Source organism: Streptomyces sp. NPDC050509 (assembly GCF_044457965.1).
Taxonomy (GTDB): Bacteria; Actinomycetota; Actinomycetes; order Streptomycetales; family Streptomycetaceae; genus Streptomyces.
This window is the reverse complement of the sequence record NZ_JBITHL010000002.1, coordinates 428,728-454,078: the sequence shown is the minus strand read 5'-3', so window position 1 is coordinate 454,078 and position 25,351 is coordinate 428,728. Positions and strand designations below refer to the sequence as shown.

Sequence of the window (25,351 nt, the reverse complement as noted above, 5' to 3'; positions counted from 1 at the left end):
TGTTTACTGAATGGCATGAGTCACACCCCGGGCGTCCGGCAGGCCCAGAAACAGAAGACCCGTCAGGCGCTGCTGGACGCGGCGCTGCTGCTCCTGGAGGAGCAGAGCCTGAGCAGCCTCGGGCTGCGGGAGGTGACCCGCGCGGTGGGTGTCGCCCCGACGGCCTTCTACCGGCACTTCCGCGACCCGGCCGACCTCGGGGTGGCCCTGGTCGAGCAGGCGCTCGACAGCCTGCACGGGACGATCGGCACCGTCCTCGTCGCCGCCGACGGCGACGAGGAACGGATCGACCGCACGGTCGGGGTGATGGCGGAGTACGTCCGCGCGCACCCCGCCCATGTCCGCTTCATCGCCCGCGAGCGGCACGGCGGCGTACGGTCCGTGCGCGAGGCCATCTCGGCCCAACTGCGCCGCTTCTCCGAGGAGGTGGCCGCCGCACTCGCCACCGAGCCGGTGTCGGCCGGATGGGGTCAGGAGGATCTGCGGATGCTGGCGGACGTCTATGTCGACCAGATGGTGATGACGGCGTCCGCGTTCCTGCACGCGGCGGAGCGGCACCCCGGAACCGGGCCGGAGGCGGAGGCACGGGTCGAGGCGGAGGCACAGGTGGCGTCCGCGGCGCGCCGCAGACTCCGGCTGATCGCCCTGGGCCGCCGCCACTGGCTCGACTGACCGCCCGGACGGCCGGAGTTCGGGCCCGGCACACCCCGTAAGGCCAGGGACGTAAGCCACGGGCGTACGGCCAGGGACATACGGCCACGGACCGGCCGTCAGCCGCCGTGCTCCCCCGGTGGCGGCGGCAGCCGCAGATGGGCCAGGTCGTCCGGGACCGGGCTGTCCGGCCGGAACAGCGGGGCTGCCTGGCCGTCGGCCGCCGTGGCGGGCGCGTCGGTGAGACGGAACCGCTCGCGCAGCCGGGTGTAGAAGTCGGTGGGACCCAGCCGGACCAGCCGCAGCCGGTAGGTGGCCCCGTAGACCCCGACCCAGTCCCCCGGATGCAGCGCCCCGCGCAACTGGCCGTCGATGCTGACCGCCACCTCCCCGGAGTGCGGCAGGATCCGCAGCGCCACGGACTCGTCGGGAGCGGCGACGACCGTACGGTCGAACGTCATGTGCGGCGCCACGGGGGTGAACACCACGGCGTCCATGTGCGGGGAGAGCACAGGCCCGCCGGCCGCGAAGCTGTAGGCGGTGGAGCCGGTCGGGGTGGCGACGATGACCGCGTCGGCGGAGTACGAGGCGAGCAGCCGGCCCGCGACGTAGACGCCCAGGGCGATCTGGCGGTCCCGGGAGAGCTTCTCCAGGACGACGTCGTTGAGCGCGATGACGTCCAGGGGCACGCCCCACCCCTCACCGGTGGCCCCGGCCCGTACATGGGGCGGTGGCAGTGTCGGGCCCCGGCCGTGGCGCAGGAGCGCCGCCACCTCCGAGGGCATCGCCGGCGGACGGGAGGCGCGCATGGTGAGGGTCATGCGTTCCTCGATGGCCGCCCGGTCCTGGTGGACGGCGTCCAGCGCGCGGCCGACCTGCTCCGCCGGTACCTCGGTCAGGAAGCCGACCCGCCCGAGGTCGACGCCGAGGACGGCGGCGTCGCACTTGGCGGCGATCCGCGCGCCGCGCAGGAAGGTGCCGTCGCCGCCGAGGGTGACCACGAGATCGGGGTGACCCGCGGCGGACGCCTCCTCCTGACCGCCGTGGCGGGGTTCGTGGTCCCGCCACACGTCGATCTCGGTGCAGGGGACGCCGTGCGCGTCGCACCAGGCGTGGACGGTACGCGCGGTCTCCAGCGCGGCCGGGCGGCCCTGGTGGACCACGAGGCCGATACGTTCCACAGACATGGGCCCGCTCTCCGTACGTCACGTCCGGCCGGCACATCGGCCGTCGGTCTCCAGGATGACGGAGGGGGTGGGCGGAGCGCGCGCGGACGGGGCGCGGACCCGCCCGTTCACCGCCGCGCGCCCCGCCCGCCGTTCACCCGAATGGCGGATAGCGCGGTCGGGGCGCCGACCCCCGGGAACGCGGTCCGGACTGGGCAACGGGCGTTGCCGCCACCGTCCCGCCGACCGCCTCCGGTTGCCGAAGGACCCGTACGGATGCGCGATGGAGTCGTGCGCGCCTGACCGTGAGGGGCCTCATCCCGCAGACGCGCTTCCCCCACGCGAGGAGTGATCGCTGATGTCAGCCGAAGGCGTGTTCAACAACCCGAGCAGTCTGAACGGCAGGAGCGTGTACGACAGGGACGGCGACAAGATCGGCAGCATCGGTCAGGTCTATGTCGGCGACCGCACGGGCCACCCGGAGTGGGTCACCGTCAGGACCGGCCTGTTCGGGATGAAGGAGAGCCTCGTTCCGCTGTCCGGCGCCCGGCGCGCCGGCGAGGACATCCACGTTCCGTACGCCAAGGACACGGTCAAGGAGGCACCGCGCCTCGACGCCGACGAGCATCTGGACCCCGGCCAGGAGAAGCAGCTCTACCAGCACTACGGGCTCACCGCCGCGGGCGGCATCGGCACCGCCGCGGGCATGGGCACGGCGGCCGGCGGCCGGACGCGCGCGGGGACCGGCATGCCCACGGGTTCGGGCATGTCCACCGGCCGCGCCGCCACGCCGGAGGGGACGCGGGGACCGGCCATGGCCGGGTCCGCGACACGCGGCGCCGACCTGGGCGACATGCGCACGGGCGAGAAGCACGGCGAGGAACTCATCCGCTCCGAGGAGGAGCTCCACGTCACCACCGAGGAGCGCGAGGTCGGCCACGCGCGGCTGCGCAAGGTCGTCGTGACGGAGAACGTCACCACCTCCGTGCCGCTCAGTCACGAGGAGGTCCGGGTGGTCCACGAGGCCATCTCGCCCGAGGACCGCACCTCCGTCCGTGACATGCGGATCGGTGAGGCGCAGACCGAGGTGACGCTCCACGCCGACCAGCCGGTGATCAGCAAGGAGTCCATCCCCGTCGAACGCGTCCGCATGGAGACCGAGAAGGTCACCGAGCAGCGGGAGGTCTCCGCGGAGGTCCGCAAGGAGCAGATCGAGTACGACACCGACCAGGACGAGAAGGGCACCCGCGGCGGCAAGCGCGGCCCGGGCCGCTGACCCGGCCCACCCGCAGTCCCCGGGAAACCCGGAACCCGAGAAACCCCGGACACCCCGAGCCCCCGTCCACCGCGTACGCGTGGTGGCGGGGGCTTGCCGTCGGCCGGTCGCACTCAGCGGACCGTGAGCTTCCCCTTCATGAAGGGGTGGATGGTGCAGGTGTACGGGTAGGCGCCGGCCTTGCCCGGTGCGGTGAAGGTGGCCGTCTTCCCCGGGCCGATGGTCCCGGTGTCGAACGCCTTGCCGGGGGTGGCGGTCAGGGTGTGGGCGACCGAGTCCTTGTTGACCACGGTGACCTCGGTCCCCGGGGCCACGGTCAGGGCCGCGGGCGCGAAGGCGAAGTTGTCGATCGTCACCCGCGCCGATCCGCCCGCTGACGCGGACGGGGACGGCGACGCGGACGAGGTTTCACCACCGGCGCCACCGGAACAGCCGACGAGCGTGGTCACGAGGACGGCGGCGAGTGCGACGGCCGGATGCGACCGGCGCCCGGCGCCCGGGAACGGCATGGCTTCTCCGAGCTGTCGGGCCCGTCGGCGGGATCAGTAACTGGCGCTGGGGCTGGGGGCGGCGCTCATTCCGGCGCTGGGGCTCATGCTCCCGCTGGGGCTCATGCTTCCGCTCGGGCTCGTGCTCGGGCTGGGCGGCAGGGTGGTGACCTTCTTGCCCTCGGTGTCGACGACGTACCACTTGGCGCCGAACTCGGTCAGGTCCTGGCCGCGTGCGTCTCCCGGCATCTGGTCGGCCTTGTACGTGTAGAGCGGGTGACCGTTGTAGGTGACCTGCTTGGTGTTGTCGGTGCGGGTGACGGTGGACAGCAGGCTCTGCTTGACCCCGCCGGTGCCCGCCTTCGGCTCGACTGCGCCGGTGACCAGCACGGGGCGCCAGACCTTCGCGCAGTCCCCGGTGCAGGTCGATTCCTTCGTCTTGTCCGCCGCGAAGAGGTACAGGGTCCGCTCGCGGCCGTTGACCAGGATCTTCCCGTACGGCGCCAGGTCCTTCGCGTTCACCTTGCCCTCCAGCTCGGAGGGCATCGCCGACGGCGAGGCGCTCATGGACATGGACGCGGAGGCGGCGGCCTCTGCGGGCGCCTCCTCCCGGGCAGCCTCCGACGCGCTGTCACTGCCGGAGCATCCTGCGAGGGCGGCCGCGCAGAGTACGGCCGCGGCCATCGCGGTGACTGCCCTGGTGTTGCTCTTCATTCAGAACTCCTCGGATCAGGCCGCCCCACGGGCAGCACGGCGCCCGCCCGAACGCGACCGCAGGACCCACTACACGGCAGCCCCGGGGAGCGAGCCAGCGGACAGGGCCGTACGGGGCCCCGTACGCCGCACGGTTCACACGTACGCCGCGCCGTTCGCGCGTACGGCCCCGCCCGGGCCGCCACGCGCCCCGCGTCCCGGGTGGGGTACGGTGGGAGCCTGCGAAGGGGAGTAGCCCCGCGAACCGGTCGTCGACACACTGGAACCCCCGGGTTCCCGGTGGCCGGGCCCGCCGATCAGGCGGGCGGGCGAGACCTTCGGTCAGGCACTGACATGTCCGCGTCCCGCGGGCACCACCGTCGTGCCGGGCCGAGTGGTCCTCCTGGCTCCGATACGGCGCTTCGCGAAGACCCGGGCCCGGCCCCCAGAGAAAGCCACCCGGAATGTCTCTCGATCCCCTGGCGATCCTCACCGCCTTCGGTCTGATCTTCCTCGCGGAGCTCCCCGACAAGACCATGTTCGCGTCCCTCGCCATGGGCACGCGCATGCGTCCGCTCTACGTGTGGTTCGGCACGTCGACCGCGTTCATCGTGCATGTCGCCATCGCCATCGGCGCGGGCAGCCTCATCGGGCTGCTGCCCGACTGGATCGTCAAGCTCGTCTCGGCCCTGCTCTTCGCCCTCGGCGCCTTCATGCTGCTGCGCGGCGGGGGCGACGACGAGGACGAGGAGACGGAGCCCAAGACCGTCACCGGTTTCTGGCCGGTCTACTCGACCGCCTTCATGGCCGTCTTCATCAGCGAGTGGGGCGACCTGACCCAGATCACCACGGCCAACCTCGCCGCGAGCAACGGCACCTGGTCGACCGCCATCGGGTCGGCCGCCGCGCTGATGTCCGTCTCCGCGCTGGCCCTGCTCGCGGGCCGGTTCATCGCCACCCGCGTCCCGCTGAAGACCGTGCAGCGGATCGGCGGTCTGTGCATGCTCGGCCTCGCCATCTGGTCGGTGACCGAGATCTTCGTGGGCTGACGCCCCGTACGACCACGCGAAGGGGCCGGTCCCGTCGGTACGTACCGACGGGACCGGCCCCTTCGTAGGAGGCGCGGGTCAGGTCAGGTGCTTCTTGAGGGCGGTGAGCACGTCACGGGCGGCCGTGGGGCCGGTGTTGAGGTAGAAGACGTCGTCGTCGACCGGGATCGCGGTCTTGCCGGCGACGGCGGAGAGCGTCGGCCACAGCGGCGCCCCGGTCAGCTCGGCGGACTTCGCCGCGTCGCCCTGGACCCCGTAGAAGAGCCAGTCGGCGTCGGCCCGGTCGAGCTGCTCGTTGCTGATGTTCTGCGAGGTCTTGTCGAACCGCTGGCTCTCGGGCCGGCCGAGCCCGGCGTCCTCGGCGATGCTGCCGGTGAACGACGGCACCCCGAAGACGCGCAGACGGTCCCCGTTCAGCCGCAGGAACGAGACGGTCACCGGCTTGTCGAGCGAGGCGCCCAGCGCGGCGGCGTCGGTGTGGAAGCGGTCCAGGTACGTGCGCGCCCGGTCGGCCTTGCCGAGCCCGTCGGCGGCGAGCAGGAAGTCCTGCTTCCAGTAGAGCCCGGTGCCCTGGGTGGCGACGGTGGGCCCGACCGCGCTGAGTGCCTTGTAGAGGCTCTTGGCGTTCTTGCCCGCGACGTTCATCAGGATCAGATCGGGCTTGATGTTCGCGATGGTCTCCAGATTCGGATCCACCCGCGAACCCACGTCGACGACCTTCCCCAGCGCGGCGGCGTCCTCGGGGAAGTCGTCCTTCAGGTACTGGGGTACGAGGTCGGCCCCGTCGCCCCGGGTCGAGCCGGCCGGGACGGTGCCGAGCGTGAGCAGCGCGTCGGCCTGGCCGGTGGAGATGACCACGACCTTCTTCGGCGCGGCCTTGATGGTGGTCCTGCCCTCGAAGTGGCCGACCGTACGCGGGAACTCGCCGTCCGGTTTACCGCTTCCCATGCCCTTGGGCACGGTGCGGGGAGCGGTGTGGGTGGCGGCGGCCGACGGCTCGCCGGTCGGACTGCTGTCCGACGACACGGTCGAGGCCGTGGAACAGCCGGTGAGCAGCAGGGCGCCCGACAGGGCAACGCCGCTGATCAGACGGGTGAGAGGGAGATCACGGAAGCGGTACACGATCGATTAGCTTAGGCTCTCCTAAGTGTGGATGAGTAGGGACGACAGTCATGCGATGGATCACATATCGGGAGGTACGGACCGGACCGGCGCTCCGGCGGCCGAACCGGCACCGACCGGTGCGACGCGACCCGCGCGGCCGAGGGGCGGCAGGCGGTTCGCGGCGCTGGTGGTCTGTCTCGGCCTGGTCGTCCTGCTGCTCCTGGTGAGCCTGGGCACCGGCGCGCGTGGTGTCCCGCTGGACACCGTGGGGCGGGTGCTGCTCCACGACGACGGCAGCCCGGAGGCCATCATCGTCCGGCAGTTGCGGCTGCCCCGTACCGCGCTCGCGGTCACCGTGGGCGCGGCGCTGGCGCTCGCCGGGGTCGTCATGCAGGCCATCACCCGCAATCCGCTGGCGGAACCGGGCATCGTGGGGGTCAACTCCGGTGCCTCGTTCGCCGTGGTGACGGCCATCGCCGCGTTCCATGTGACGAGCGTGTCCGGGTACATCTGGTTCGCCTTCGCGGGCGCCGTGCTGGCCGCGCTGCTGGTGTACGCCCTCACCTCGGGCGCCACCCGGAGCAACCATCACACCCGGCTGGTGCTGGCGGGGGCGGCGCTGTCGGCGAGCCTGGGGGCCTGTACCGGCATCCTCACCATGTTCGACTCCTCCGCGTTCGACTCGTACCGCTTCTGGGTGGTCGGATCGCTGGAGAACCGCGGTACGGAGGCGCTGACCGCCGCCGTCCCCTTCGTGCTGGTGGGCATCGTCGTCGCGCTGGTGCTCGGCCCGTCCCTCAACGCCCTGGCGCTCGGGGACGAGGCGGGCGCCGCGCTCGGGCTGCGGGTGCCGTGGGTACGTGCCGCGGGGTTCGTCTCGATCATGCTGCTGTGCGGCGCCGCGACCGCCGCGGCGGGTCCGATCGGCTTCGTCGGGCTGGTCGTACCGCATGTGCTGCGGCTGCTGCTCGGGCCCGACCTGCGCTGGCTGCTGGCCTTCGCGCTGCCGGGCGGCGCGATCCTGCTGCTCGTCAGTGACATCGCGGGGCGGGTGATCGCGCCGCCGGGGGAGATCGAGGTGGGCATCGTCACCGCGTTCATCGGCGCTCCCGCGCTGCTGTGGCTGGTCGTACGGCGCCGGGAGGTCACCGCGTGAGCGCCGCGCCCCGGACCGCCGCCACGCGGGTGGCGCGGCTGCCGCGCGGGATCACCCTGCGCTACTCGGGCCGTACGGCCGCCGTGCTGGCCCTGCTGCTGGTGTGCTGCGTGGCGGTGTGGACGCTCACCCTGTTCACCGGTACGTACCGGATCGATGCCGCGCACATCGCCGATGTCCTGTTCACCGGGGGCGGCTCCGCCACCGACCGGTTCATCGTGGTCGGCCAGCGGCTGCCGCGGGTCTGCGCGGCGCTCCTCGTCGGGGCGGCGCTCGGACTGTCCGGGGCGCTCTTCCAGAGCCTGTCGCGCAACCCGCTCGGCAGCCCGGACGTCATCGGGTTCACCACCGGGTCCACCAGCGGCGCCCTCGTCGTCATCCTGGCGGGCGGCGGCTCGGCCGGGGTGGGGGTCGGCGCCGGTTCGGTGCTCGGCGGGCTGTGCACGGCGGTCGTGGTCTACGCGTTCACCGCGTCGCGCGGGGTCTCCGGGAACCGGCTGGTCCTCGCCGGGATCGCCGTCGGCGCGATGCTCTCCTCGGTCAACGACTTCCTGCTCACGCGCGCCGATCTGGAGTCCGCGGAGAGCGCGAAGGCCTGGACGTTCGGCAGCCTCAACGCCGTCTCCTGGCCGCAGGTGACACCCCTGGCGCTCGCGCTGCCGGTGCTCGCGGTGGCGACCCTGGCGCTGGGCCGGCCGCTGCGGCTCATGGAGATGGGCGACGACACGGCGGGGGCGCTGGGCGTGAACGTCACGCGGATACGGGTGCTCTGTCTGCTGATGGGCGTCGCCCTCGCCGGTACGGCCGTCGCCGTCGCGGGCCCGATCGGTTTTCTCGCGCTGGCGGCCCCGCAGCTCGCCCGCAGGATCACCCGCTCCCCCGGTCCCCCGATCGGGTCGGCCATGCTGACCGGGGCGCTGATCCTGGCGACCGCCGATCTGCTGGCGCAGCGGGTGCTCGCCCCCTTCCAGATCCCGGTGGGGCTCGTCACCGGGGCCCTCGGCGGGGTGTATCTGCTGTGGTTGCTGTCGCGGGAGAAGAAGACGGACCGGTCCGCGTGACACGGCCCCCGGGGCTGACGCTCCGTCACCCGCGCCGCGCCGCCGGGTGCGCACCGCCTCGGGACGGCCACGGGGCTGTGGCTACGATGGCCCCATGAGACGGCCCCCGCACAGCGAGCACGGCCCCTTCGGGGTGCGTGTCCTGCTGGCGCTGGTGCTTGCGGTGACGGCCGGGCTGCTGGCCATGCACGGCCTCGGGCCCGTCCCCGCCCTGGGCGCGCACGCCGCGCCGCCGTCCGCCTCCGCCCTCGCCACGGCGGCCGAGGCCCCCGTCTGCGCACCGCCCGCCCATGACGGCGGCGGGCACATGGACCACGCGGACGCCACCTGTGCCGCGGCCGGTACCAGTACCGGTCCCGCGCTCGGCGCGCCGCTGCTGCCGGGCCCGTCCGCCGTCACGCGGACTCCGGCGGTCGTCGCGCGCCAGGGCCCGGGGGCGGCGCCGGGCGACCGGGCCCCTCCCTCACTGAGCGAACTGCAACTCCTGCGCATATAGGCGTGCCCGCGTCCGGCATGCCTCTGTCCCTTTTCACGCACAGGAGTTGTTCCAGCATGACCTCGTACCGTTTCCCGGCCCGTCGCCGGGCCGCCGCCGCTGCCGCCGCCGTGGGCGCCGTCCTGGTTCTCGCGGCCTGCGGTGGGCAGGACGCGTCCACCGCCAAGCACTCCGGCCACGGCGCGGCCCCGTCCGGCTCGCCGTCGGGTTCCACGTCGGCTTCGGCGCACAACGCCGCCGACGTGTCCTTCGCCCAGGGCATGATCCCGCACCACCGGCAGGCGGTGGAGATGGCCGATCTCGCCGACGGCCGGGCCTCGTCCGCGGAGGTGAGGACACTCGCCTCCGAGATCAGGAAGGCCCAGGACCCGGAGATCAGGACCCTGTCGGAGTGGCTCACGGCCTGGGGCGAGGACGTACCCGCGAAGGACGCGCCGGCGGCGGAAGGCGCGGAACACTCCGGCCACTCCATGGCCGGGATGATGGCCGACGACGAGATGGCGGAGCTGGAGAAGGCGTCCGGCAAGACCTTCGACACCGCGTTCCTGAGGATGATGGTCGAGCACCATGAGGGCGCGGTCGAGATGGCCAGGACCGAACAGTCCCGGGGCGCCCACCAGGGTGCCAGGAAGATGGCCGGCGCCATCGTCACCTCGCAGACCGCCGAGATCACCCGGATGAACACCCTGCTGGGTCAGTAGGACCCGCCCTCGCCGGGGGCCGCGCCCGCCGGGGGCGGGGCCCCCAGCACCGAGGGTTCGCGCTCCGTGGTCTCGGGGACCGGGGACCCCGTGGCCTCCGGGGCCGCGGGCTCCTCGGTCTTCGGGGCCGGGGTCTCCTCGGGCCGGAACGCGTCGGAGGAGCTGTCCCCGGTGGGGCAGCGGGCCTCTGCGGCCGTGACCGTACGCCGCCCCGCCCGGTCGACGACGGTCACGGCCGGGGCCGCGTCCGGGGCCTCCAGCGCCCGGGCGGCGGCCACCGTGCAGACGAGCTGGTCCACGGCGAGCGGGGTGAGGGGGCCTTGCCGCGGCAGTTCGACCGAGATCCGGTCTCCGTCCACGACGACCCGCGGCCGGATGTCGGACCGCGGCAGCTCGGTGGTCACCCCGCCGCGTGTCTCGGCGGGCTGGGGGCCGCGCAACGCGAGGGAGACGGCCGTGTCGACATCGGTGGAGGTGACATCGGCGGAGCGCGCCACCGGATACAGGGCGTCGTTCTTGACGAGGTAGAGCAGGACCACGGGGCGCACGCCGGTGGCCGGTTCGCCTGCCTGGACGACGCCGGTGCCGGGGATCCGGCAGCCGGCCGCGAGCAGGAGCGGCGCGGCCAGCACCAGCAGCAGCGCGGCGGCCGGGCGCCGCCGGGGTGTCGGGGTCATGATCGGTCCTCCGGACGGCGGTCACGGGGTACGGGGAACGGCTCGGCCGGGTCGGTCGGCAGCGGGATCTCGACGGTGAAGACGGCGCCGCCCTCCGGCCGGTTCGCGGCCCGGACGGTGCCTCCGTGCAACTGGACGTTCTCCGCCGTGATGGCGAGCCCCAGACCGCTGCCTTCGGTGCGCGTCCTGGCGGTGTCCGACTTGTAGAACCGTTCGAAGACATGCGGCAGGACGTCGTCGGGGATGCCGGGGCCGCTGTCCGTCACTTCGACGACGGCCCACCCGTCGGAGGCGTACAGCCGTAGCCGTACGGGGCGTTCGCCGTGGCGCAGCGCGTTGGCGACCAGGTTGGCGACGACGACGTCGAGACGGCGCGCGTCGACCCGGCCGCGCAGGGCGTCCGGGGGCGGCAGTTCGGTCTCCACGGTCTCCGTCCAGCCGCGGGCGGCGAGCGTACGGCGCAGGGACTCGGCGAGGTCGATGTCGTCCCACTGGAGTTCGACCGCCCCTGCGTCGAAGCGGGAGATCTCCATGAGGTCGTCGACGAGCCGGGCGAGTTTGAGGGTCTCCTGGCTGATGAGGCGTACGGCGGTGGCGGTGTCCGGGTCGAGCCCGTCGGCGTCCTCGTCCAGCACGTCGGTGACGGCCGCCATGGCGGCCAGCGGGGTGCGCAGTTCGTGGGAGACGTCGGAGGCGAAGTGGCGGGCGCGGGCCTCCATCCGGCGCAGCTCCGCGACGGAGTGGTCCAGCGCGGTGGCCGTCTCGTTGAACGTACGGGAGAGGTCGGCCAGTTCGTCGGAGCCGTGGACCGCGAGCCGGGTGTCGAAGCGGCCCTCGGCCATGGACCGGGCGGCGCGCCGCAGCTCCCGTACGGGACGCAGCACGCCGCGCGCGGCCAGCAGGGCGAGGAGCACGGCGAGGCCGAGCGCGGGGAGCGTGGCCCGCTGGACGGCGGAGACCAGGGCGTTGACGTACGCCTCCTCGTCGCTCTGCGAGACGATCAGGAAGACGGCGAGGCCGGAGTGGTGGCGCGCTCCGCTCTCGGGGGTGCCGTAGGTGACGGGCAGGCCGACGACGAGGACGGAGGTGTTCTCCGTGGGGACCCGCTGGAAGACCGTGGCGGACTCGGTGAGCGCCGCCCGGCTCAGTTCGGGGGTGAGTTCGCCGAAGGTGTCGTCCGGGGAGGAGGTGACGCGTACGTTCCGGTAGACGGTCAGGACCCGCCAGCCCTCGGAGCGGCCGGCTTTGGCCACTTCGTCGGTGAACCACTCCAACTCCGATCGCTCGGCGGGCAGTCTGAGCCCGGGCGCGGAGCCGTTCACCCCCTCGCGGAACTGTTTGACCACGGTGTCCTGGCTCTGCTGGAGCACGCCGGTGCGTGCCTCGCGGAAGGTCAGCGCACCGCTGGTGAGGGTTCCCGCGACGGCGACGAGGGTGAAGGCGACCACGAGGCGGACGCGCAGTCCGCGGACCCGCGGTATCAGGCGGATCCGGGACATCAGGGGGGGCATTCCGGGGAGTCTCATCGGGAGGTCTCAGGATCAGGGCTCGGGACTCGGGAGTTGGAGGCTCGGGGCTCGGACGCGCGGGGCTCGGAGGCTCTGGGCCCGGAGGCCCAGGGCTCAGGGGGACCGGAAGCGGTAGCCGAAGCCGCGTACGGTCTGGACGAACCGCGGCGCCCCCGAGGGCTCGGCCATCTTGAAGCGCAGGCGCTTCACGCAGGCGTCCACGAGCCTGATGTCGCCGTGGTAGCTGTGTTCCCAGACGGCTTCGAGGAGTTGCTGGCGGCTGAAGACCTGTCCGGGCGAGGCGGAGAGGGTGAGCAGGAGCCGCATCTCGGACAGGGCGAGCGAGACGGGCTCGCCGCCGAGGGTGATGTCGAGTCCGGCGCGGTCGATGACCAGGTCCCCGTGGCGTTCGATCCGCGCGGCGTCGGTGTCGGCGGGGACGCCGAACCTGCGCAGTACGGCCCGGATCCGGGCTTCGAGGACGCGGGCCTGGACGGGTTTGACGACATAGTCGTCGGCTCCCGCCTCCAGTCCGACGATGACGTCCACGTCGTCGCCGCGCGCGGTGGCCATGATGATGGGCACCTGGCTGCCGGCCCTGATCCTGCGGCACACGTCGAGGCCGCTCATCCCCGGCAGCATCAGGTCGAGGACGACGACGTCGGGACGGAACCGGCGGTGCTGTTCGAGGCCGAGCTCCCCGGTCGCGACGGCCTCGACGTCGTGGCCCTGGCGGCGGAGGGCGAGTTGTACGCCCTCGCGTACGGCGGGGTCGTCTTCGATGAGCAGGACACGTGGCATGCCGACAGTATCCGTACGTCCGGGTGGCGTGCCCGCCGCGCGGGGGCCGGCCGGGGCGATTGTTACGCGACGATCATATGAAACCTCCCCCACCGGGGCGTTACGCATTCGTTATCTCCTGGTCCAGGTTTGCGCACACCGCCGCCACAGCCTCTTCTTCCATGACCCCTCGCTCTTCCCATGCCCGGCCGCGCGGCAGGCGTCGCCGTTCGAAAGGATCCGCCCACGCCGGGCCCGCCCGCAAGGCACCGCTCGTCGCGGGACTCACCGCGCTCGCCGCGCTGACGGCCGTCGGCCTCTTCGTGACGGAACTCGTCGGCGGCGGGAGCGAGTCCACGGCGAGCGCGCGGCAGAAGGCGTCCTCACCCGCGGACACGGACTCGCCCGGCGCACCCTCCGCGTCTGCCTCCGCCAGGAAGACACCGGAAGCCGGCGCGGACACCGATCCCTCGGCGAAGCCGCCGACATCGGAGTCCGCGAAGTCGTCGGAGTCGTCGGATTCCTCGGATTCGTCGACGTCGTCCAACGGAATCCCGAAGTCCGGTCCTGGCACGTTCTCCACGGCGGGCGCGGGTACCGGCTCGGTCGGCGGCGGGCGGATCGTGACCTACTCCGTCTCCGTCGAGAACGGGCTCAAGGAGTCCGCCGAGGCGGTCGCCTCGGAGGTGGACGAGATCCTGGCGGACCCGCGCGGCTGGACGGCCGACGGCGCCACCGGATTCCGGCGGATCGCGGGCGACACCGCCGACTTCGTCGTCCAGCTCGCGACGCCGGACACCGTCGACCGGGTCTGCGGCGAGTACAACCTGGACACCGGCGGCGAGGTCAACTGCAATGTGGGCCGGCATGTGATGGTGAACCTCAAGCGCTGGCGGCTGGCCACCCCGGCCTACGCCCGCGACATACCGTCCTACCGCGCGCTGATCGTCAACCACGAGGTCGGCCACTACCTCGGGCACAACCACGAGACCTGCCCGGGCGCCGGAAAGCCCGCTCCCGCGATGATGCAGCAGATCAAGGGGTTGCGGGGATGCGTCATCAACGCCTGGCCCTACGCGGCGGACGGGACGGCGATCACCGGCCCTCCCGTGCCGTGACGCCGTCGCCGGGGCCGACCGGGAGCACCATCTCGGGGCGGTCCCACGGCACGGCGGGCGGGCGCGCGGCCACGGTGCCGGTCCGCAGGGCGCCGACGCTGCGGTAGAAGCCCTCGGCCGGCGGGTGCGCGACCACCCGTACGGCGTCGAGCCCCGCCTCGCGCGCCCGGCCGGTGAGATGCCCGACGAGCCGGCGCCCGATGCCGAGGCCCTGGGCGTCGTCCGCGACGAACATCAGGTCCAGCTCCGGCGGGTCGAGGACGAGCGCGTAGAAGCCGAGCACCCGGCCGTCCTCGCCGGTGGCCACGTAGACCTCGTGGGTCTCGATGTAGTCCTGGCCCACCCGGTATCCGGCGACCATCGAGGCGTAGGGGCCCCGGTAGGCGTGGGAGCCCCGGACCAGCTTGGTGAGCCGCCTGGCGTCCCCGGCGGTCGCCCGTCTGATCTCCACGGCCGCGCCGCGCGCTCCGCCCCTCGGGCGCGTAATCCTCGATCCCATAGGGAGAGTATTACGTATCGCGACGAGTCCGGGTGCGATACGAACATGGGGGCGCCCGGACCCTCGTACGGGCCATCGTGGGGCGCCGGCCGCGTGGCGTTCGCCGGCGGCGGGCAGGGTCCCGGCAGGGTGGGCGCGGGCCGGTCCGCCGCACCGCGCCCGGGGACGCGCAGCGCCTGCCAGAGGTCCAGACCGACCGGTGTTCTCTTTCTTTGCCATCGAGTGATTGGCATGCACCTGTCGGCCGGTCAGCATGGAGGGGAATCCCGCTACGCGCGTCAATTCCCCCCACGGCACAAGGATTTCGGGAGACTTCCATGGAAGCCCACGGCCCCACCCCGTCCCGCCGCTCGCTGCTCAGATCCGGTACGTATCTGGGCGCCGCCGCCCTCGGACTCACCGCCGCGAGCGCCGCGCACGCCCCGGCGGCCGGCGCGGCGGAGGCGGCCGGCCCGGCGGGCCACCGCGCCGCCGTCGCCTATCCGCCGACCCACTGGATCCCGGCCAGCACGTCCAACTACACCGTCGCCTCGCGCCCCACGCAGTACTCCGTCGACTTCGTCGTGATCCATGTGACGCAGGAGACCTTCCCGGACGCGAGGGACATCTTCCAGAACCCGGCCAAGAAGGTCTCGGCGCACTACATGGTGGCCTCCGCGGACGGGTACGTCGGGCAGTTCGTACGGGAGAAGGACGTCGCCTGGCACGCCGGCAACTGGGACTACAACACCCGCAGCATCGGTATCGAGCACGAGGGGTGGGTCGATCAGCCCGCCTATTTCACCGACGCGCTGTACGCCTCGTCGGCGGCGCTCACCGCCGCCGTCTGCGCCCGGTACGGCATCCCCAGGACACGGGAGCGCATCATCGCGCACAGCGAGGTGCCGGGAGCCACGCACACCGACCCCGGGAAGTACTGGGACTGGGCCCGCTACCTCGATCTCGTCAACGCCTGACTCCCCGTAACTCCCCCGCCCTGCCCGGCCGGTGACACGGCCGGGCGGGACGGGGCGAGGCAGGTACGGGACGGGGGGACCTGCTCAGCCGTGGTCGACCGTCAGCGGGTCGAAGGCGATCCGGGTCCGCGAACCGTCGTCGGTCCACCGGACCTCGACCGTCCCCCCGTCCACGGTCACTCCGCTCACCGCACCGGCCGGCGGGGCCGCGTCGGGCTCCGCCGTGAGCGTGGCGAGGGCGGCGAACAGCGCCGTGCCCTCGGCCGGCGCGGTCAGTTCCGGCACCACCGCCCAGCGGGTGAACGCCGTTCCCTGCGGGGCCCGTCGCTCGGCCGGGGCCGCCTCCCAGCCGTACAGCCCGTGCAGGTCGGACCGTACGTCCTCGTCGGGTCCTGTCGCCCAGCCCGTCTGCCGGACCCGGGCGCCCGGCGGGGCGCCCACCACCCGGTGCACCCGCAGCTCGTACCGTCCCCGGGCGACCGTGACGCTCTCCACCCGCAGCCCCGGCGCCATGGGCGCGCCCGTGGTGAAGACCGGGCGGTGCCAGGAGGCCGCCCAGCCCCAGCCGTCGCCGCCGCCGGCGCCCAGCGGGTGGATCCGGCGACGTCCGCTGAGCCGGCCCGCGACCTCCAGCACCACCTGGTTGTCCGCGACGTTGGCCGCGGCCGTGGGGCCGGTCCTGGTCGAGTAGGCGTGCCGGCTGTAGTGCGGATCGTCCGCCACTCCCGCCTCGCCCTCGTGCGGGCGGACATGGTCGCTGCCGTGGTTGTGGAGCCGTACGATCCCGTCCGCGCGGGTCGACTGGACCAGCAGACCCGGTACGGGCAGGGCCAGCACCCGGTCGGGGCCCTCGCTCGGCGCGGGCTCCTCCGGCGCCGTCCACAGGGGGTGGTCCTCGGGGGCGAGGAGCGCGACGAACGCCTTGGACGCCCAGTACGGCGAGGCGGGGCCCGAGTAGTGCTGGAGCGTGGCGTCGTGCGGGCCGTGCCAGCCCAGGCTCAGCAGCCCGTCGTCGCCGGTCGCCCCCCGGTCCAGGAAGTACCGCAGCGCCCCGCTCACCAGCCGTCGCGACACCCCGGGCGCGAGCGGGGTGTGTCCGGTGACGGCGCCGAGGCCGACCGCCGCGCCCGCCGCGAACCGGTAGGAGAGCGAGCGGCCGAAGTGTATCGGCGCGCCGTCCGCGCCGAAGAGCAGGGAGAAGCCGTCGAGGTGGGCACGGAGCCGGGCGCCGTGGTGCGCCAACTGCCCGGTGTCGCCCGCGAGATGGGCGTCGAGCATCGGGTAGAGGTGCAGGGCCCAGCCGTTGTAGTGGTCGAAGGCGCGGCTGTCGCCGTCGGCGTACCAGCCCTCGCCCTGGTACCAGCCCTCCAGCAGGGTGAGGGCCCGCTCCCTGGCGCGCGCCGTCTCGGCGTCGCCGCGGCCGACGGACTCCAGGAACCCGGCCACCGAGTACGGGAAGAGATACCAGTTGTTGGGCGCCGGGGTGTGGCGCAGGGAGCCGCGCAGCCACTCCTCGGCGCGGTCCTGGACGCCGGAATCCAGCCGGTCCCAGAGCCAGGGCGCGGTCAGCCGCAGCCCGAGGGCGACGGACGCGGACTCGACCATGGGCTGGCCCTGTACGTAGTGGTCGAGGATCAGCGGCCAGGACTCGGTGTCGTCCCGCCCGGGGGTACGGGTCCCCGCCGCAAGCCCGTCCGCGTACCGGTCGAGCCAGCCGTGCGGGTCCTTGCCGCCCGCGCCCGCGACCCGGAACGCGGCGGCCAGGAACGTACGGGCGTAGCCTTCGAGGCCGTCGGAGCGCACCCCGGAGCCCGAGGGGCGGCCCGGCAGGTCGAGCAGGGCGCTGCCGGGGGTGGCCCAGCGCCAGGCGGCGCGCAGCAGTCCGTCGGCGGTGGCCTCCCAGTGGGCCCGGGTGTAGCCGGTGTGCGGGCTCAGCGCCCGGTCGTCGGCGGGGAGCGCGAACGCCGGTCCGCCGGGGGCGGGGGTGCCGTGGTGTTCGGTCATGCGAGGAATGCCAGCCTTTCACGTCGTACGGGGTGGTCGAAGCCGTCGCCCGCCGCCCAGCGGGTGACCTCGCCGACCGCCAGATCGGCGAGCCGGCGCAGTTCGTTGCCCTGCGAGCCCGCGAGATGCGGGGTGATGACCGCGTTCTCGCAGGCCCAGAGGGGATGTTCGGGCGGCAGGACCTCGGGGTCCGTGACGTCGAGGACGGCCCGGACGCGTCCGGCGCGCAGGACGTCGGTGAGGGCGTCCTGGTCGACGACGGCGCCGCGCGAGGTGTTGACGAGCACGCTGTCGGGGCGCATGGAGGTGAGGAGTTCGCGGCTGACGAGGCCGTGGGTGGCGGGCAGCAGCGGAGTGTGGACGCTGACCACGTCGCCGCGTGCGAAGAGTTCACCGAGTCCGACGGGGTGCGCGCCGAGCGCGGTCGCCTCCGCGTCGGACACGTACGGGTCGTGCAGCAGGATCGTCAGATCGTACGGGCGGAGCAGTTCGATCACCCGCCGGCCGATCAGCGAGGCGGAGAGGATGCCCACGGTGCGGCCGTAGTTGCCGAGGCCGGCGGGGGTCCGCAGCCAGTCGCCGCGGTCGTGGGTGGCGCGCAGGGCGCGGGCGCGTTCCAGGACCCGCTTGCCGGAGAGCAGGATCATCGCGACGGTGTACTCGGCGACGGGCAGCGCGTTGGCGGCGGCGGCCGAGGAGACCTCGATGCCGCGCTCCCAGCACGCCTCGGTGACATGGCCGCGGACGGTGCCCGCGGTGTGGACGACGGCGCGCAGTCGGGGCGCCGCCGCGAGGGCCGCGGCGTCCAGCGGCGGGCAGCCCCAGCCGGTGACGAGGAGTTCCACGTCCGCGAGGGTGGCGCGGGCCCGGTCGGTGGTGAAGTCGTCGAGGACGGGCGGCGGTGTCAGCGCGCACACCGTGCCGAGGGCGGCCAGGCTCTCCGGATCGAGGACGGCCGCCGCGGCCCGCGGTGACATGGCGAGCGCGGCGCGCGGACGGGGGCGTGCGGTCGGGGTGGGGGGCATCTCTCTCCTGGTAGGGGTGGTCCGGGACGGCGGTCCCGGCCGGGCGGCTGTTCCCCGGGGCGGCTACTTGACGGAGCCCGCGGTGAGGCCGGACTTCCAGAAGCGCTGGAGCAGGGCGAAGGCGAGGATCAGCGGCAGGACCGCGAGCAGCGAGCCCATGATCACCACGGGGTAGTACTCCGGGGAGACGGAGGCGGAACTGTTCCAGGTGAACAGGCCGAGACTCACCGGATACAGGTCCTGGTCGGAGAGCATCACCATGGGGAGGAAGAAGTTGTTCCAGATGGCGGTGAGCTGGAACAGGAAGACGGTGACGAGTCCGGGGCCGAGCATCCGCAGGGCGACCCGTACGTAGGTGGTGAGTTCGCCCGCGCCGTCGACGCGCGCCGCTTCGAGGACTTCGTTCGGTACGTACCCCTGGCTGAAGATCCGGCCGAGGTAGACACCGAAGGGGTTGAAGAGCACGGGGATGAAGACGGCCCAGAAGGTGTTCACCAGGCCGGCGCCGGAGGCCATCAGGTAGAGCGGCAGCGCGAGGACGGTCTGCGGGACCATCACGGCGGCGAGGACGAGTCCGAACAGCTTCTCCTTGTGGGGGAAGCGGTACTTGTCGAAGGCGTAGCCGCAGGCGATGGAGATCAGGGAGCCGAGCGCGGCGCCGACGACCGCGTACAGCAGGCTGTTGCCGTACCAGCGCCCGTACAGCCCGCCGTCCATGGCGAACAGGTCCTTCAGGTTCTGCACGAAGGAGAAGTCGCCGAGGGAGAGCAGATCGCTGCTGAACAGGGCGTCGCGGTTCTTGCCCGCGGCGAGCACCAGCCAGGCCACCGGCAGCAGGGTGTAGAGCACGGAGACGCCGACGACGAGGTTGACGACGGCGCGGCCGAGGAGACGGGGGCGCGGGGGGCCGCCGCGGGTGACGGCCGGCAGGGGGGTGCGCGGGGCGGTGGTGGTGGTCGTGCTCATCGGGTGGCCTCCTCCGGGGCGTCGGCGCGGTTGGTCCAGCGGGTGACGCCGTAGGAGAGGGCGACGGTGAAGACGAGCAGGACCACGGAGGCGGCGGCGGCCAGGCTGTAGTTGTTGCGGATGAACGCCGCGTCGTAGATGTACATGCTCGGCGAGAAACGCGAGTTGATCATCGGGGTGGACTGGCTGAGCAGCATCGGCTCGGTGAAGAGCTGGAGGGCGAAGATGAGGGTGAACATCGCCACCATCACGATCGAGGAGCGCACCAGCGGTGTCTTGACCTGGAGTGCGGTACGGACCGGTCCCGCGCCGTCGACGACCGCCGCCTCGACGACCTCGCGCGGTACGGCCTGGAGCGCGGCGTAGAAGACGACCATGTTGTAGCCGAGGTTGCTCCAGAGCGCGATGTTCACGATGGACGGCAGCACGGTGTTGACGCCGAGGAAGTCGATGGTGATGTCGGCTTTGCCGAACGCTTCGATGATCGGGCTGATGCCGGGGGTGTAGAGGTAGAGCCAGATGAGGGCGGCGATGATGCCGGGCACGGCGTGCGGCAGGAAGAGTCCGAGCTGGGCCCAGGAGCGCAGCCGTACCACCCCGGAGTCGAGCAGCAGCGCCAGCGCGAGGGCGGCGATCACCATCAGCGGGATGTAGATCACGCAGTACAGGACGACGGTGGTGAGGCCGCCGAGGAAGGTGGGGTCGGTCAGGACGGCGGCGTAGCCGCGCAGTCCGACGAAGACGGTACGTTCCGGGCCGAAGCCGAGGCCGGGCTGGTCGTCGCTGAAGAAGCTCAGCCGGACGGCGGTCCCTACCGGGATCAGGAAGACCGTCACGAGGAGGACGAAGAAAGGGGCCATCAGGAGGGCGCACGCGCCGAGTTCACGGCGCCGGGCCGACTTCCGGCCGCCGCGGGCGGCGGTCGCGGGGCTGCCGGGGGCGCCGCTCGCGGTGGACCGTGGCGTGGTGCCGGACGCCGGGGACGCGGGGGCGGCGAGCGGGCTGGGCGCGGGGTTGGTCAGGGGATTGGTCATGGGAGGGAGGTCACCTGCCTCTCTGGTGCGGGGACGGGCGGGGTGGGGCGGGGCGGCGCTCGCTCAGGTGCTGTCCTCGCTCAGGAGCTGTCCTCGGTGGTCGCGAGACCGAGGGCCTTGAGATCCGGCATGGTGCCTCGCTGTGCCTCGCGCACCGAGGCGATGAGCGAGCCCTTGCCGCCGCTCGCCCGGGCGAACCCGTCCTGCATGACGCGCCCGGTGGCGCTGGACCGGGGGCCCCAGATCCAGCCGTCGCGGACCGTGTGGGCCTGCTGCTCGAAGAGGGTGTAGATGTCCTGGCCGCCGTAGTACGCGCGGTCGAACGCCTCACGTCCGACGGCGACCAGGCCGGGCGCGGCCGGGTACTGGCTGCTGGTGCCGCTGGAGAGCCGGGCGCGGAGCGCGTCGGGGTGCGAGATCTGCCACTCGATGAACTCCATGGCGGCCTCCGGGTGGCGGCTGTCCTTGGTGACCGCGAAGGTCGAGCCGCCGTGGGTGCCGACGGCGGGCCGGCCGGTGTCCCACTGCGGGAGCGGGGCGATCGCCCACAGGCCCTTCTGGCCGGGGCGCGCGTTCATCTGCGCACCGGCGTCCCAGGCCCCGGTGAGCCGGGTGAGGACGAGGCCGTTGCCGATCTGGGCGTCGCTCTGCCTGCTGTTGACGGCGTTGGTGAAGACGAGGTCGTCGTCGATCAGCCGCTGCCAGTACGCGGCGACGCGGCGGGTGGGCGCGTCGGCGAGCGAGACGTTCCAGGCGCCTCGCGCGGTGTCGAACCACTGGGCGCCGGCCTGCCAGGAGTACGCGGCGAACTGGGTGAAGCCGTCCGTGGGGAAGAGGACGAGGCGGCGGCCTTCGGCCTTGCGGCGCACCGTTCTCGCGAGGGACTCGAACTCCTCCCAGGTGCGCGGGATGTCGAGCCCGTACTTCTCGAAGAGGTCGACGCGGTAGTGCATCACCATCGGCTCGACGTCGAGCGGCAGGCTGAAGATCCGCTTCTCGAAGGTGGTCAGGCTCAGCGCCTGCGGCAGCAGCTTGGCCCGCAGACCGTCGCTGACCAGGCCGGTGATGTCCCGGGCGACGCCGTCGATGGCGAAGCCGGGGAGCTGGGGGTATTCGAGCGTGGCGATGTCCGGGGCGTTGCCCGCGCGGGCGGCGTTGCTGAGTTTCGCGTAACCGCCGGCGTCCCCGCCGGGGATCTGCTGGAAGTCGACCTGGATGGTGTCATGGGTCTTGTTGAAGGCGTCCACGACCTGCTGGCTGCCGCGCAGCGCGGACCAGAAGGTGAGGTGCGTGGCTTTTCCGCTGGTGGTGCTCGTGCTGCCCGATCGGCTGTCCGCGCCGCCCCCGGTGCAGGCGCCCAGGGCGCCTGTCAGGGGCAGTGCGGCGATCGTGGCCAGCACGGATCGACGGCTCTGTCGACCAGGCATGGGGGCCTCCCGCGGCTCCGGTTCGAGACACGGGGAATCCTGATCGGCTGATCACAATTGGTCAATAGATCGCTCAGAAGAAAGTTGAAACGGTCAAACGCTCACTTCTGTACGGGGATCGGCGGCGGGGTCCGGGTCCGCTCGTCGGCCCGCTCGTCGGCCGACGCCGGCGCCTGGGCCCACGTGTCCTCCGGAGGCCGGGTGTCCGCCGGAGGCCGGGTCGAGCCGCGTACCTTCAACTCCGGCAGCAGGTCGATCCTGCGCACGGGGCCGGCCGTACCCGCCGGCCGGGTGAGCCGGTGCACGAGCAGTTCGGCCGCCGCCCGGCCCACCTCGGCCTTCGGCGGGGCCACCGCGGTCAGCGGGGTGGAGCCCAGCGCGGCGACCACATCGTCGTACGCGACCACGGAGCAGTCCTGCGGCACCCGTACGCCCTGTTCCGCGAGGCCCTGGACCAGCATCAGCGCGTCCACGTCGCCGTGCAGCAGCGCCGCGGTGGCGCCGCGCTCGCGCAGCAGCCCCGCGAGGTCCAGCGGGGTGCGGTCGTGCGGAGCCGCCTCCGTACCCGGGGACGCGGGTACGGGGACCGCCACCGCGTCGGGCGAGGAGAGCGCCACCGACCAGTCCGTCACCTCCGGCCGGGCGGCGGCCACGTCGGCGAACGCCGCGCGGACGCTGCGCGCCGTGGGGCTGTCGTCGCGGGCGGCCAGCACGATACGGCGGTGACCGAGGGCGACGAGATGGTCGACGGCCAGGTGCACGCCGTACCAGTGGTCGGAACAGACCACGTCCAGGGCGTGCAGCGCGCTGCCGGGGCGGGGCCGCCGCTCCATCAGGACGGTCGGCACCCCCACCTGGGCGAGCCAGCCGTGGTCCGCCTCCTCGACCGCCGCGCTGCGCCACCTCGGGGCGATCAGCAGCCCCCGCGCCCCGTCCGCCAGCGCCCGTTCCACCAGCGGCCGTTCGGCGCCGGGGACCTGCGGGGCGATGTGCAGGGCGACCCGGAACCCGGCCTCCTCCAGCACCGGCCTGGCGCCGTACGCCGCCTCGTACAGGTACGAGTGGCGCTCCGGCACCACCAGGGCGACGGCGCCGCCCTCGGCGGGCTGTTCCGTCCTGCGCGCCGCCGGGGCGGCCTCCGTCTCCTCGACGGTCCGCACCGCGCGCGCCACGCCGTGGCCGCGCCGCAGCCTGCCCGCCCGGGTCAGCTCCTCGACGTCCCGCCGCACCGTGACCACCGAGACCTCCAGCTCGGTGGCGAGCACGCTGACCCTGACCGCGCCGCGCGACTCCACCGCCGCGAGGATCCGTTGCCGCCTTAGTTCGACCGGCTCCCGCATGTCCGCCTGCCCCCTTGCCGTACCGCCGCCGCTCCCCGTACCCCGCGCTTGTTCGTTTGACTGCTTCGAATGAGCGCTTGGGGCCGCAGCATAGCGACAGTTGTCCGCGGGCGCGGACCGGCGGAACGGATCAGATCGCGCCTTCCTTCTCCAGCGCGTCGGTGTGGCGGCGCAGCACGGTACGGGCCTCGGCCAGTTCCGTGGCGGAGGCGGCGGTGGAGGGGAAGCCCTCGGGGAGCACGTCGAGCACGGCCGTGTGGACGGCGGCCCGGCGGGCGTAGCGGCGCGACGGCGGGAGGCGGAAGAGCGCCGCGATCAGACGGTCGGCGGCCTCGGTGTCGTGGACCGCGTCCCAGGCGGCGCGCTCGGGGCCGGCCCCGGTGAGCGGGGCCGGCGGCGGGGTGCGGCGCAGCTCCTCGGTGGCGGCCTCGTCGAGTACGGGGCGGCCGTCGGGTCCGGTGGTGACGGCGACCCCGTACGAGGCCGCCGCGGCCCGCTCGGTGACCAGTCCGCGCCGGAGGTCGCCGAGCACCGCCCCCGGGTCGCGGGTGAAAGGGTCTCCGTAACCGCCCGCGCCCGAGGTGCGCAGGGTGACGGTGTCGCCGCGGCGCAGAGCGACCATGTCGATCTTGGTGTGCCGGCGTTCGCCGGGCAGGCCCTCGTTGATGACGAGTTCGGCGGGGGCGCCCGGGCCGCCACCCGCGGTGCCCCAGGGGCGGAAGCGCATCCGCTCCAGCCCGCGGGCGAGCAGTCGGGAGTCGTCGCCGAGGACGCGGAAGACGAGTTCGAGGCCGGAGCCGCCGCGCCAGCGGCCGGGGCCACCGGAGTCGGGGCGCAGCGCGTAGCGGACGATCTCCGCGCCGATCTCGGTCTCGACGGTCTCCACGGGGTTGTTGGCCAGGTTGGAGATGCCGCTGTCGCGGCCGTCGACGCCGTCCGCGCCGTCACGGGCGCCGGTGCCGCCGACCATGGGTTCGAGTACCTGGACGTTCTGTCCGCCGCCGGGCGCGCTCTCCGCGACGACGACGGGGACGACGAGGCCGCTGCTCGCGGCGGGCATCACCTCGGGCGCGGCGAGACCGAGCGCCCCGCCGAGCGCGTCGTTGACGCGGGAGGCGGTGGCGTGCCGGATGCCGACGGCGGCGGGCGGCCGGGCGTTGACGACGGAGCCCTCGGGGGCGGTGACGGAGACGGGCCTGATCAGTCCGCCGTTGAGCGGGATGCCCGGGTCGAGCGTGCAGATCAGGGCGAGGACGCGGGTGGTGATCCAGGCGTGGGCGCGGCCGTGGCTGGCGATGTTGAACGCGGCGTCGACCTGGGGGTCGGTGCCCGTGAAGTCGAGGTGCAGGGCGCCCCGGTCGAGCGTGACGGTCACGGAGATCCGGACGGGCACCGGGGAGACGGCGTCGTCATCGAGGTAGTCGGTGAACCGGTAGCTGCCGTCCCGCAGGGTGGCGAGCGCGGCGGTGGCCTTGTCGGCGGTGTGGTCGACGAGGTCGGTGTGGGCGGCGGCGACATCGGCGGCGCCGTGCTGCGCGACGACCCGGGCCAGCCGCTCGCGGCCGGTGCGCAGGGCGGCGAGCATGGCGCGCAGATCGCCGTCGTTGGCCTCGGGGGTGCGGCTGTTGGCCTGGAGGAGGGCGGCGATGTCACGGCTGGGCTCACCGGCCCGCAGGAGCTTGACCGGCGGTATGCGCAGACCCTCCTGGTAGATCTCGTGGTTGGTGGGGGCCAGGCTGCTGGGGACCCGTCCGCCGATGTCGGAGCAGTGGATGAACGCCCACCCGTAGCCGATGATCTCGCCGTCGTGGAAGTACGGCTCGATGAGCTGGATGTCGGTGAGATGGGTGGCCAGACCGCCCGAGGTGTACGGGTCGTTGGTGATGATGACGTCGCCGGGCTCCAGGGGGCCCACGTGGTCGACGGCGGTACGGACGTCGAGTCCGACGAAGCCGGAGACGCCGATGCCGCGCGGGTAGGCGGTGAAGGCGCCGTCGGGTCCGGCGAGCGCGCAGCAGAAGTCGGCGGTCTCCTTGACGTACAGCGAGCGGCTGGTGCGCTGGAGGGTGAGGCACATCTCCTCGGTGAGGGCGCCGAGTTTGTTGCCGATGATCTCCAGGGTGACCGGGTCGAGCTTCATGGTCGGGTGCGTCCTTGCCTTGCCGTGGCTTGCCTT

General features: G+C 73.0%; 24 protein-coding genes. 9 read left to right on the top strand and 15 right to left on the bottom strand.

The window, feature by feature from the left end; all coding sequences use genetic code 11:
* The first annotated feature begins 15 nt into the window (after window positions 1-15).
* Complete coding sequence (locus ACIBJC_RS07325) at window positions 16-672, top strand: TetR family transcriptional regulator (RefSeq protein WP_399289141.1); 657 nt, start codon at window positions 16-18, stop codon at window positions 670-672.
* Between the two features lie 98 nt (window positions 673-770).
* On the opposite strand, the gene ACIBJC_RS07320 is transcribed toward ACIBJC_RS07325, so the two are convergent.
* Window positions 771-1,838 carry an NAD(+)/NADH kinase gene (locus tag ACIBJC_RS07320; protein ID WP_399289139.1) on the bottom strand — a complete coding sequence of 356 codons (1,068 nt, stop codon included), beginning with the start codon at window positions 1,836-1,838 and terminating at the stop codon, window positions 771-773.
* 337 nt (window positions 1,839-2,175) lie between these two features.
* On the opposite strand from ACIBJC_RS07320, the gene ACIBJC_RS07315 reads away from it, so the two are divergent.
* Entirely contained in the window at window positions 2,176-3,093 is a 918-nt protein-coding gene (locus tag ACIBJC_RS07315) for a DUF2382 domain-containing protein (protein WP_399289137.1), read from the top strand.
* Window positions 3,094-3,206: 113 nt separating this feature from the next.
* Here the strand turns inward: ACIBJC_RS07315 and ACIBJC_RS07310 are convergent, their stop codons facing one another.
* A complete protein-coding gene (locus ACIBJC_RS07310) occupies window positions 3,207-3,602 on the bottom strand; it encodes a cupredoxin domain-containing protein (protein ID WP_399289135.1) in 396 nt (131 codons plus the stop codon).
* A gap of 33 nt (window positions 3,603-3,635) precedes the next feature.
* The gene (locus ACIBJC_RS07305) at window positions 3,636-4,295 is read right to left on the bottom strand and encodes a hypothetical protein (RefSeq protein WP_399289133.1); all 660 of its coding nucleotides are present in this window, start codon (window positions 4,293-4,295) and stop codon (window positions 3,636-3,638) included.
* A 443-nt stretch (window positions 4,296-4,738) separates the two neighbouring features.
* Between ACIBJC_RS07305 and ACIBJC_RS07300 the strand changes: the two genes are divergently transcribed.
* Window positions 4,739-5,323, top strand: a complete 585-nt coding sequence (locus ACIBJC_RS07300; RefSeq protein WP_399289132.1) for a TMEM165/GDT1 family protein — start codon at window positions 4,739-4,741, stop codon at window positions 5,321-5,323.
* Between the two features lie 78 nt (window positions 5,324-5,401).
* Here the strand turns inward: ACIBJC_RS07300 and ACIBJC_RS07295 are convergent, their stop codons facing one another.
* Window positions 5,402-6,445 (bottom strand): ABC transporter substrate-binding protein, encoded by a 1,044-nt coding sequence (locus ACIBJC_RS07295; protein WP_399289130.1) that lies wholly within the window; start codon window positions 6,443-6,445, stop codon window positions 5,402-5,404.
* Between the two features lie 55 nt (window positions 6,446-6,500).
* On the opposite strand from ACIBJC_RS07295, the gene ACIBJC_RS07290 reads away from it, so the two are divergent.
* The 4 genes from ACIBJC_RS07290 to ACIBJC_RS07275 all read left to right on the top strand — a co-directional run bounded on the left by ACIBJC_RS07290 (window position 6,501) and on the right by ACIBJC_RS07275 (window position 9,841).
* Window positions 6,501-7,583, top strand: coding sequence for a FecCD family ABC transporter permease (locus ACIBJC_RS07290; protein WP_399289128.1), 1,083 nt, complete (start codon window positions 6,501-6,503; stop codon window positions 7,581-7,583).
* Window positions 7,580-8,644, top strand: coding sequence for a FecCD family ABC transporter permease (locus ACIBJC_RS07285; protein ID WP_399289126.1), 1,065 nt, complete (start codon window positions 7,580-7,582; stop codon window positions 8,642-8,644). Before ACIBJC_RS07290 ends, ACIBJC_RS07285 begins: the two co-directional genes overlap by 4 nt.
* Window positions 8,645-8,738: 94 nt before the next feature.
* The gene (locus tag ACIBJC_RS07280) at window positions 8,739-9,140 is read left to right on the top strand and encodes a DUF6153 family protein (RefSeq protein ID WP_399289124.1); all 402 of its coding nucleotides are present in this window, start codon (window positions 8,739-8,741) and stop codon (window positions 9,138-9,140) included.
* A gap of 56 nt (window positions 9,141-9,196) precedes the next feature.
* Window positions 9,197-9,841, top strand: coding sequence for a DUF305 domain-containing protein (locus tag ACIBJC_RS07275; RefSeq protein WP_399289122.1), 645 nt, complete (start codon window positions 9,197-9,199; stop codon window positions 9,839-9,841).
* Here ACIBJC_RS07275 and ACIBJC_RS07270 read toward each other — a convergent pair.
* From ACIBJC_RS07270 to ACIBJC_RS07260, 3 genes are all read right to left on the bottom strand, one after another.
* A complete protein-coding gene (locus tag ACIBJC_RS07270; protein ID WP_399289120.1) occupies window positions 9,835-10,518 on the bottom strand; it encodes a hypothetical protein in 684 nt (227 codons plus the stop codon). The genes ACIBJC_RS07275 and ACIBJC_RS07270 overlap by 7 nt on opposite strands.
* On the bottom strand, window positions 10,515-12,029 hold the full coding sequence (locus tag ACIBJC_RS07265) for a sensor histidine kinase (protein ID WP_399289118.1): 1,515 nt from the start codon (window positions 12,027-12,029) through the stop codon (window positions 10,515-10,517). Before ACIBJC_RS07265 ends, ACIBJC_RS07270 begins: the two co-directional genes overlap by 4 nt.
* Before the next feature lie 111 nt (window positions 12,030-12,140).
* Complete coding sequence (locus tag ACIBJC_RS07260) at window positions 12,141-12,827, bottom strand: response regulator (RefSeq protein ID WP_399289116.1); 687 nt, start codon at window positions 12,825-12,827, stop codon at window positions 12,141-12,143.
* A gap of 161 nt (window positions 12,828-12,988) precedes the next feature.
* Between ACIBJC_RS07260 and ACIBJC_RS07255 the strand changes: the two genes are divergently transcribed.
* A complete protein-coding gene (locus ACIBJC_RS07255; protein ID WP_399289114.1) occupies window positions 12,989-13,924 on the top strand; it encodes a DUF3152 domain-containing protein in 936 nt (311 codons plus the stop codon).
* Here ACIBJC_RS07255 and ACIBJC_RS07250 read toward each other — a convergent pair.
* Window positions 13,902-14,423: a GNAT family N-acetyltransferase gene (locus ACIBJC_RS07250; protein ID WP_399289112.1), complete on the bottom strand. Its 522-nt coding sequence runs from the start codon at window positions 14,421-14,423 to the stop codon at window positions 13,902-13,904. The genes ACIBJC_RS07255 and ACIBJC_RS07250 overlap by 23 nt on opposite strands.
* 317 nt (window positions 14,424-14,740) lie before the next feature.
* Between ACIBJC_RS07250 and ACIBJC_RS07245 the strand changes: the two genes are divergently transcribed.
* Window positions 14,741-15,379, top strand: a complete 639-nt coding sequence (locus tag ACIBJC_RS07245; protein ID WP_399289110.1) for an N-acetylmuramoyl-L-alanine amidase — start codon at window positions 14,741-14,743, stop codon at window positions 15,377-15,379.
* Between the two features lie 84 nt (window positions 15,380-15,463).
* Here ACIBJC_RS07245 and ACIBJC_RS07240 read toward each other — a convergent pair whose 3' ends face one another.
* The 7 genes from ACIBJC_RS07240 to ACIBJC_RS07210 form a co-directional block, all read right to left on the bottom strand.
* Window positions 15,464-17,383, bottom strand: a complete 1,920-nt coding sequence (locus ACIBJC_RS07240) for a DUF2264 domain-containing protein (protein ID WP_399289108.1) — start codon at window positions 17,381-17,383, stop codon at window positions 15,464-15,466.
* Window positions 17,380-18,408, bottom strand: coding sequence for a hydroxyacid dehydrogenase (locus ACIBJC_RS07235; protein ID WP_399289106.1), 1,029 nt, complete (start codon window positions 18,406-18,408; stop codon window positions 17,380-17,382). Before ACIBJC_RS07235 ends, ACIBJC_RS07240 begins: the two co-directional genes overlap by 4 nt.
* Window positions 18,409-18,471: 63 nt before the next feature.
* Window positions 18,472-19,374, bottom strand: a complete 903-nt coding sequence (locus tag ACIBJC_RS07230; RefSeq protein ID WP_399289104.1) for a carbohydrate ABC transporter permease — start codon at window positions 19,372-19,374, stop codon at window positions 18,472-18,474.
* A complete protein-coding gene (locus ACIBJC_RS07225) occupies window positions 19,371-20,408 on the bottom strand; it encodes a carbohydrate ABC transporter permease (protein ID WP_399289102.1) in 1,038 nt (345 codons plus the stop codon). Before ACIBJC_RS07225 ends, ACIBJC_RS07230 begins: the two co-directional genes overlap by 4 nt.
* Before the next feature lie 80 nt (window positions 20,409-20,488).
* Window positions 20,489-21,835 (bottom strand): ABC transporter substrate-binding protein, encoded by a 1,347-nt coding sequence (locus tag ACIBJC_RS07220; RefSeq protein WP_399289100.1) that lies wholly within the window; start codon window positions 21,833-21,835, stop codon window positions 20,489-20,491.
* 101 nt (window positions 21,836-21,936) lie between these two features.
* Window positions 21,937-23,175 (bottom strand): substrate-binding domain-containing protein, encoded by a 1,239-nt coding sequence (locus ACIBJC_RS07215; protein WP_399289098.1) that lies wholly within the window; start codon window positions 23,173-23,175, stop codon window positions 21,937-21,939.
* Between the two features lie 130 nt (window positions 23,176-23,305).
* A complete protein-coding gene (locus tag ACIBJC_RS07210; RefSeq protein ID WP_399289096.1) occupies window positions 23,306-25,315 on the bottom strand; it encodes a hydantoinase B/oxoprolinase family protein in 2,010 nt (669 codons plus the stop codon).
* Window positions 25,316-25,351: the final 36 nt, after the last annotated feature.

Excerpts from the sequence above, each read along its gene's own strand:
- ACIBJC_RS07230 (WP_399289104.1), bottom strand. The coding sequence starts at position 19,374 with ATGAGCACGACCACCACCACCGCCCCGCGCACCCCCCTGCCGGCCGTC.
- ACIBJC_RS07305 (WP_399289133.1), bottom strand. The coding sequence starts at position 4,295 with ATGAAGAGCAACACCAGGGCAGTCACCGCGATGGCCGCGGCCGTACTC.
- ACIBJC_RS07225 (WP_399289102.1), bottom strand. The coding sequence starts at position 20,408 with ATGACCAATCCCCTGACCAACCCCGCGCCCAGCCCGCTCGCCGCCCCC.
- ACIBJC_RS07235 (WP_399289106.1), bottom strand. The coding sequence starts at position 18,408 with ATGCCCCCCACCCCGACCGCACGCCCCCGTCCGCGCGCCGCGCTCGCC.
- ACIBJC_RS07255 (WP_399289114.1), top strand. The coding sequence starts at position 12,989 with ATGACCCCTCGCTCTTCCCATGCCCGGCCGCGCGGCAGGCGTCGCCGT.
- ACIBJC_RS07260 (WP_399289116.1), bottom strand. The coding sequence starts at position 12,827 with ATGCCACGTGTCCTGCTCATCGAAGACGACCCCGCCGTACGCGAGGGC.
- ACIBJC_RS07325 (WP_399289141.1), top strand. The coding sequence starts at position 16 with ATGAGTCACACCCCGGGCGTCCGGCAGGCCCAGAAACAGAAGACCCGT.
- ACIBJC_RS07210 (WP_399289096.1), bottom strand. The coding sequence starts at position 25,315 with ATGAAGCTCGACCCGGTCACCCTGGAGATCATCGGCAACAAACTCGGC.
- ACIBJC_RS07215 (WP_399289098.1), bottom strand. The coding sequence starts at position 23,175 with ATGCGGGAGCCGGTCGAACTAAGGCGGCAACGGATCCTCGCGGCGGTG.
- ACIBJC_RS07270 (WP_399289120.1), bottom strand. The coding sequence starts at position 10,518 with ATGACCCCGACACCCCGGCGGCGCCCGGCCGCCGCGCTGCTGCTGGTG.
- ACIBJC_RS07240 (WP_399289108.1), bottom strand. The coding sequence starts at position 17,383 with ATGACCGAACACCACGGCACCCCCGCCCCCGGCGGACCGGCGTTCGCG.
- ACIBJC_RS07265 (WP_399289118.1), bottom strand. The coding sequence starts at position 12,029 with ATGCCCCCCCTGATGTCCCGGATCCGCCTGATACCGCGGGTCCGCGGA.
- ACIBJC_RS07220 (WP_399289100.1), bottom strand. The coding sequence starts at position 21,835 with ATGCCTGGTCGACAGAGCCGTCGATCCGTGCTGGCCACGATCGCCGCA.
- ACIBJC_RS07290 (WP_399289128.1), top strand. The coding sequence starts at position 6,501 with ATGGATCACATATCGGGAGGTACGGACCGGACCGGCGCTCCGGCGGCC.
- ACIBJC_RS07280 (WP_399289124.1), top strand. The coding sequence starts at position 8,739 with ATGAGACGGCCCCCGCACAGCGAGCACGGCCCCTTCGGGGTGCGTGTC.
- ACIBJC_RS07315 (WP_399289137.1), top strand. The coding sequence starts at position 2,176 with ATGTCAGCCGAAGGCGTGTTCAACAACCCGAGCAGTCTGAACGGCAGG.
- ACIBJC_RS07245 (WP_399289110.1), top strand. The coding sequence starts at position 14,741 with ATGGAAGCCCACGGCCCCACCCCGTCCCGCCGCTCGCTGCTCAGATCC.
- ACIBJC_RS07310 (WP_399289135.1), bottom strand. The coding sequence starts at position 3,602 with ATGCCGTTCCCGGGCGCCGGGCGCCGGTCGCATCCGGCCGTCGCACTC.
- ACIBJC_RS07250 (WP_399289112.1), bottom strand. The coding sequence starts at position 14,423 with ATGGGATCGAGGATTACGCGCCCGAGGGGCGGAGCGCGCGGCGCGGCC.
- ACIBJC_RS07275 (WP_399289122.1), top strand. The coding sequence starts at position 9,197 with ATGACCTCGTACCGTTTCCCGGCCCGTCGCCGGGCCGCCGCCGCTGCC.
- ACIBJC_RS07320 (WP_399289139.1), bottom strand. The coding sequence starts at position 1,838 with ATGTCTGTGGAACGTATCGGCCTCGTGGTCCACCAGGGCCGCCCGGCC.
- ACIBJC_RS07300 (WP_399289132.1), top strand. The coding sequence starts at position 4,739 with ATGTCTCTCGATCCCCTGGCGATCCTCACCGCCTTCGGTCTGATCTTC.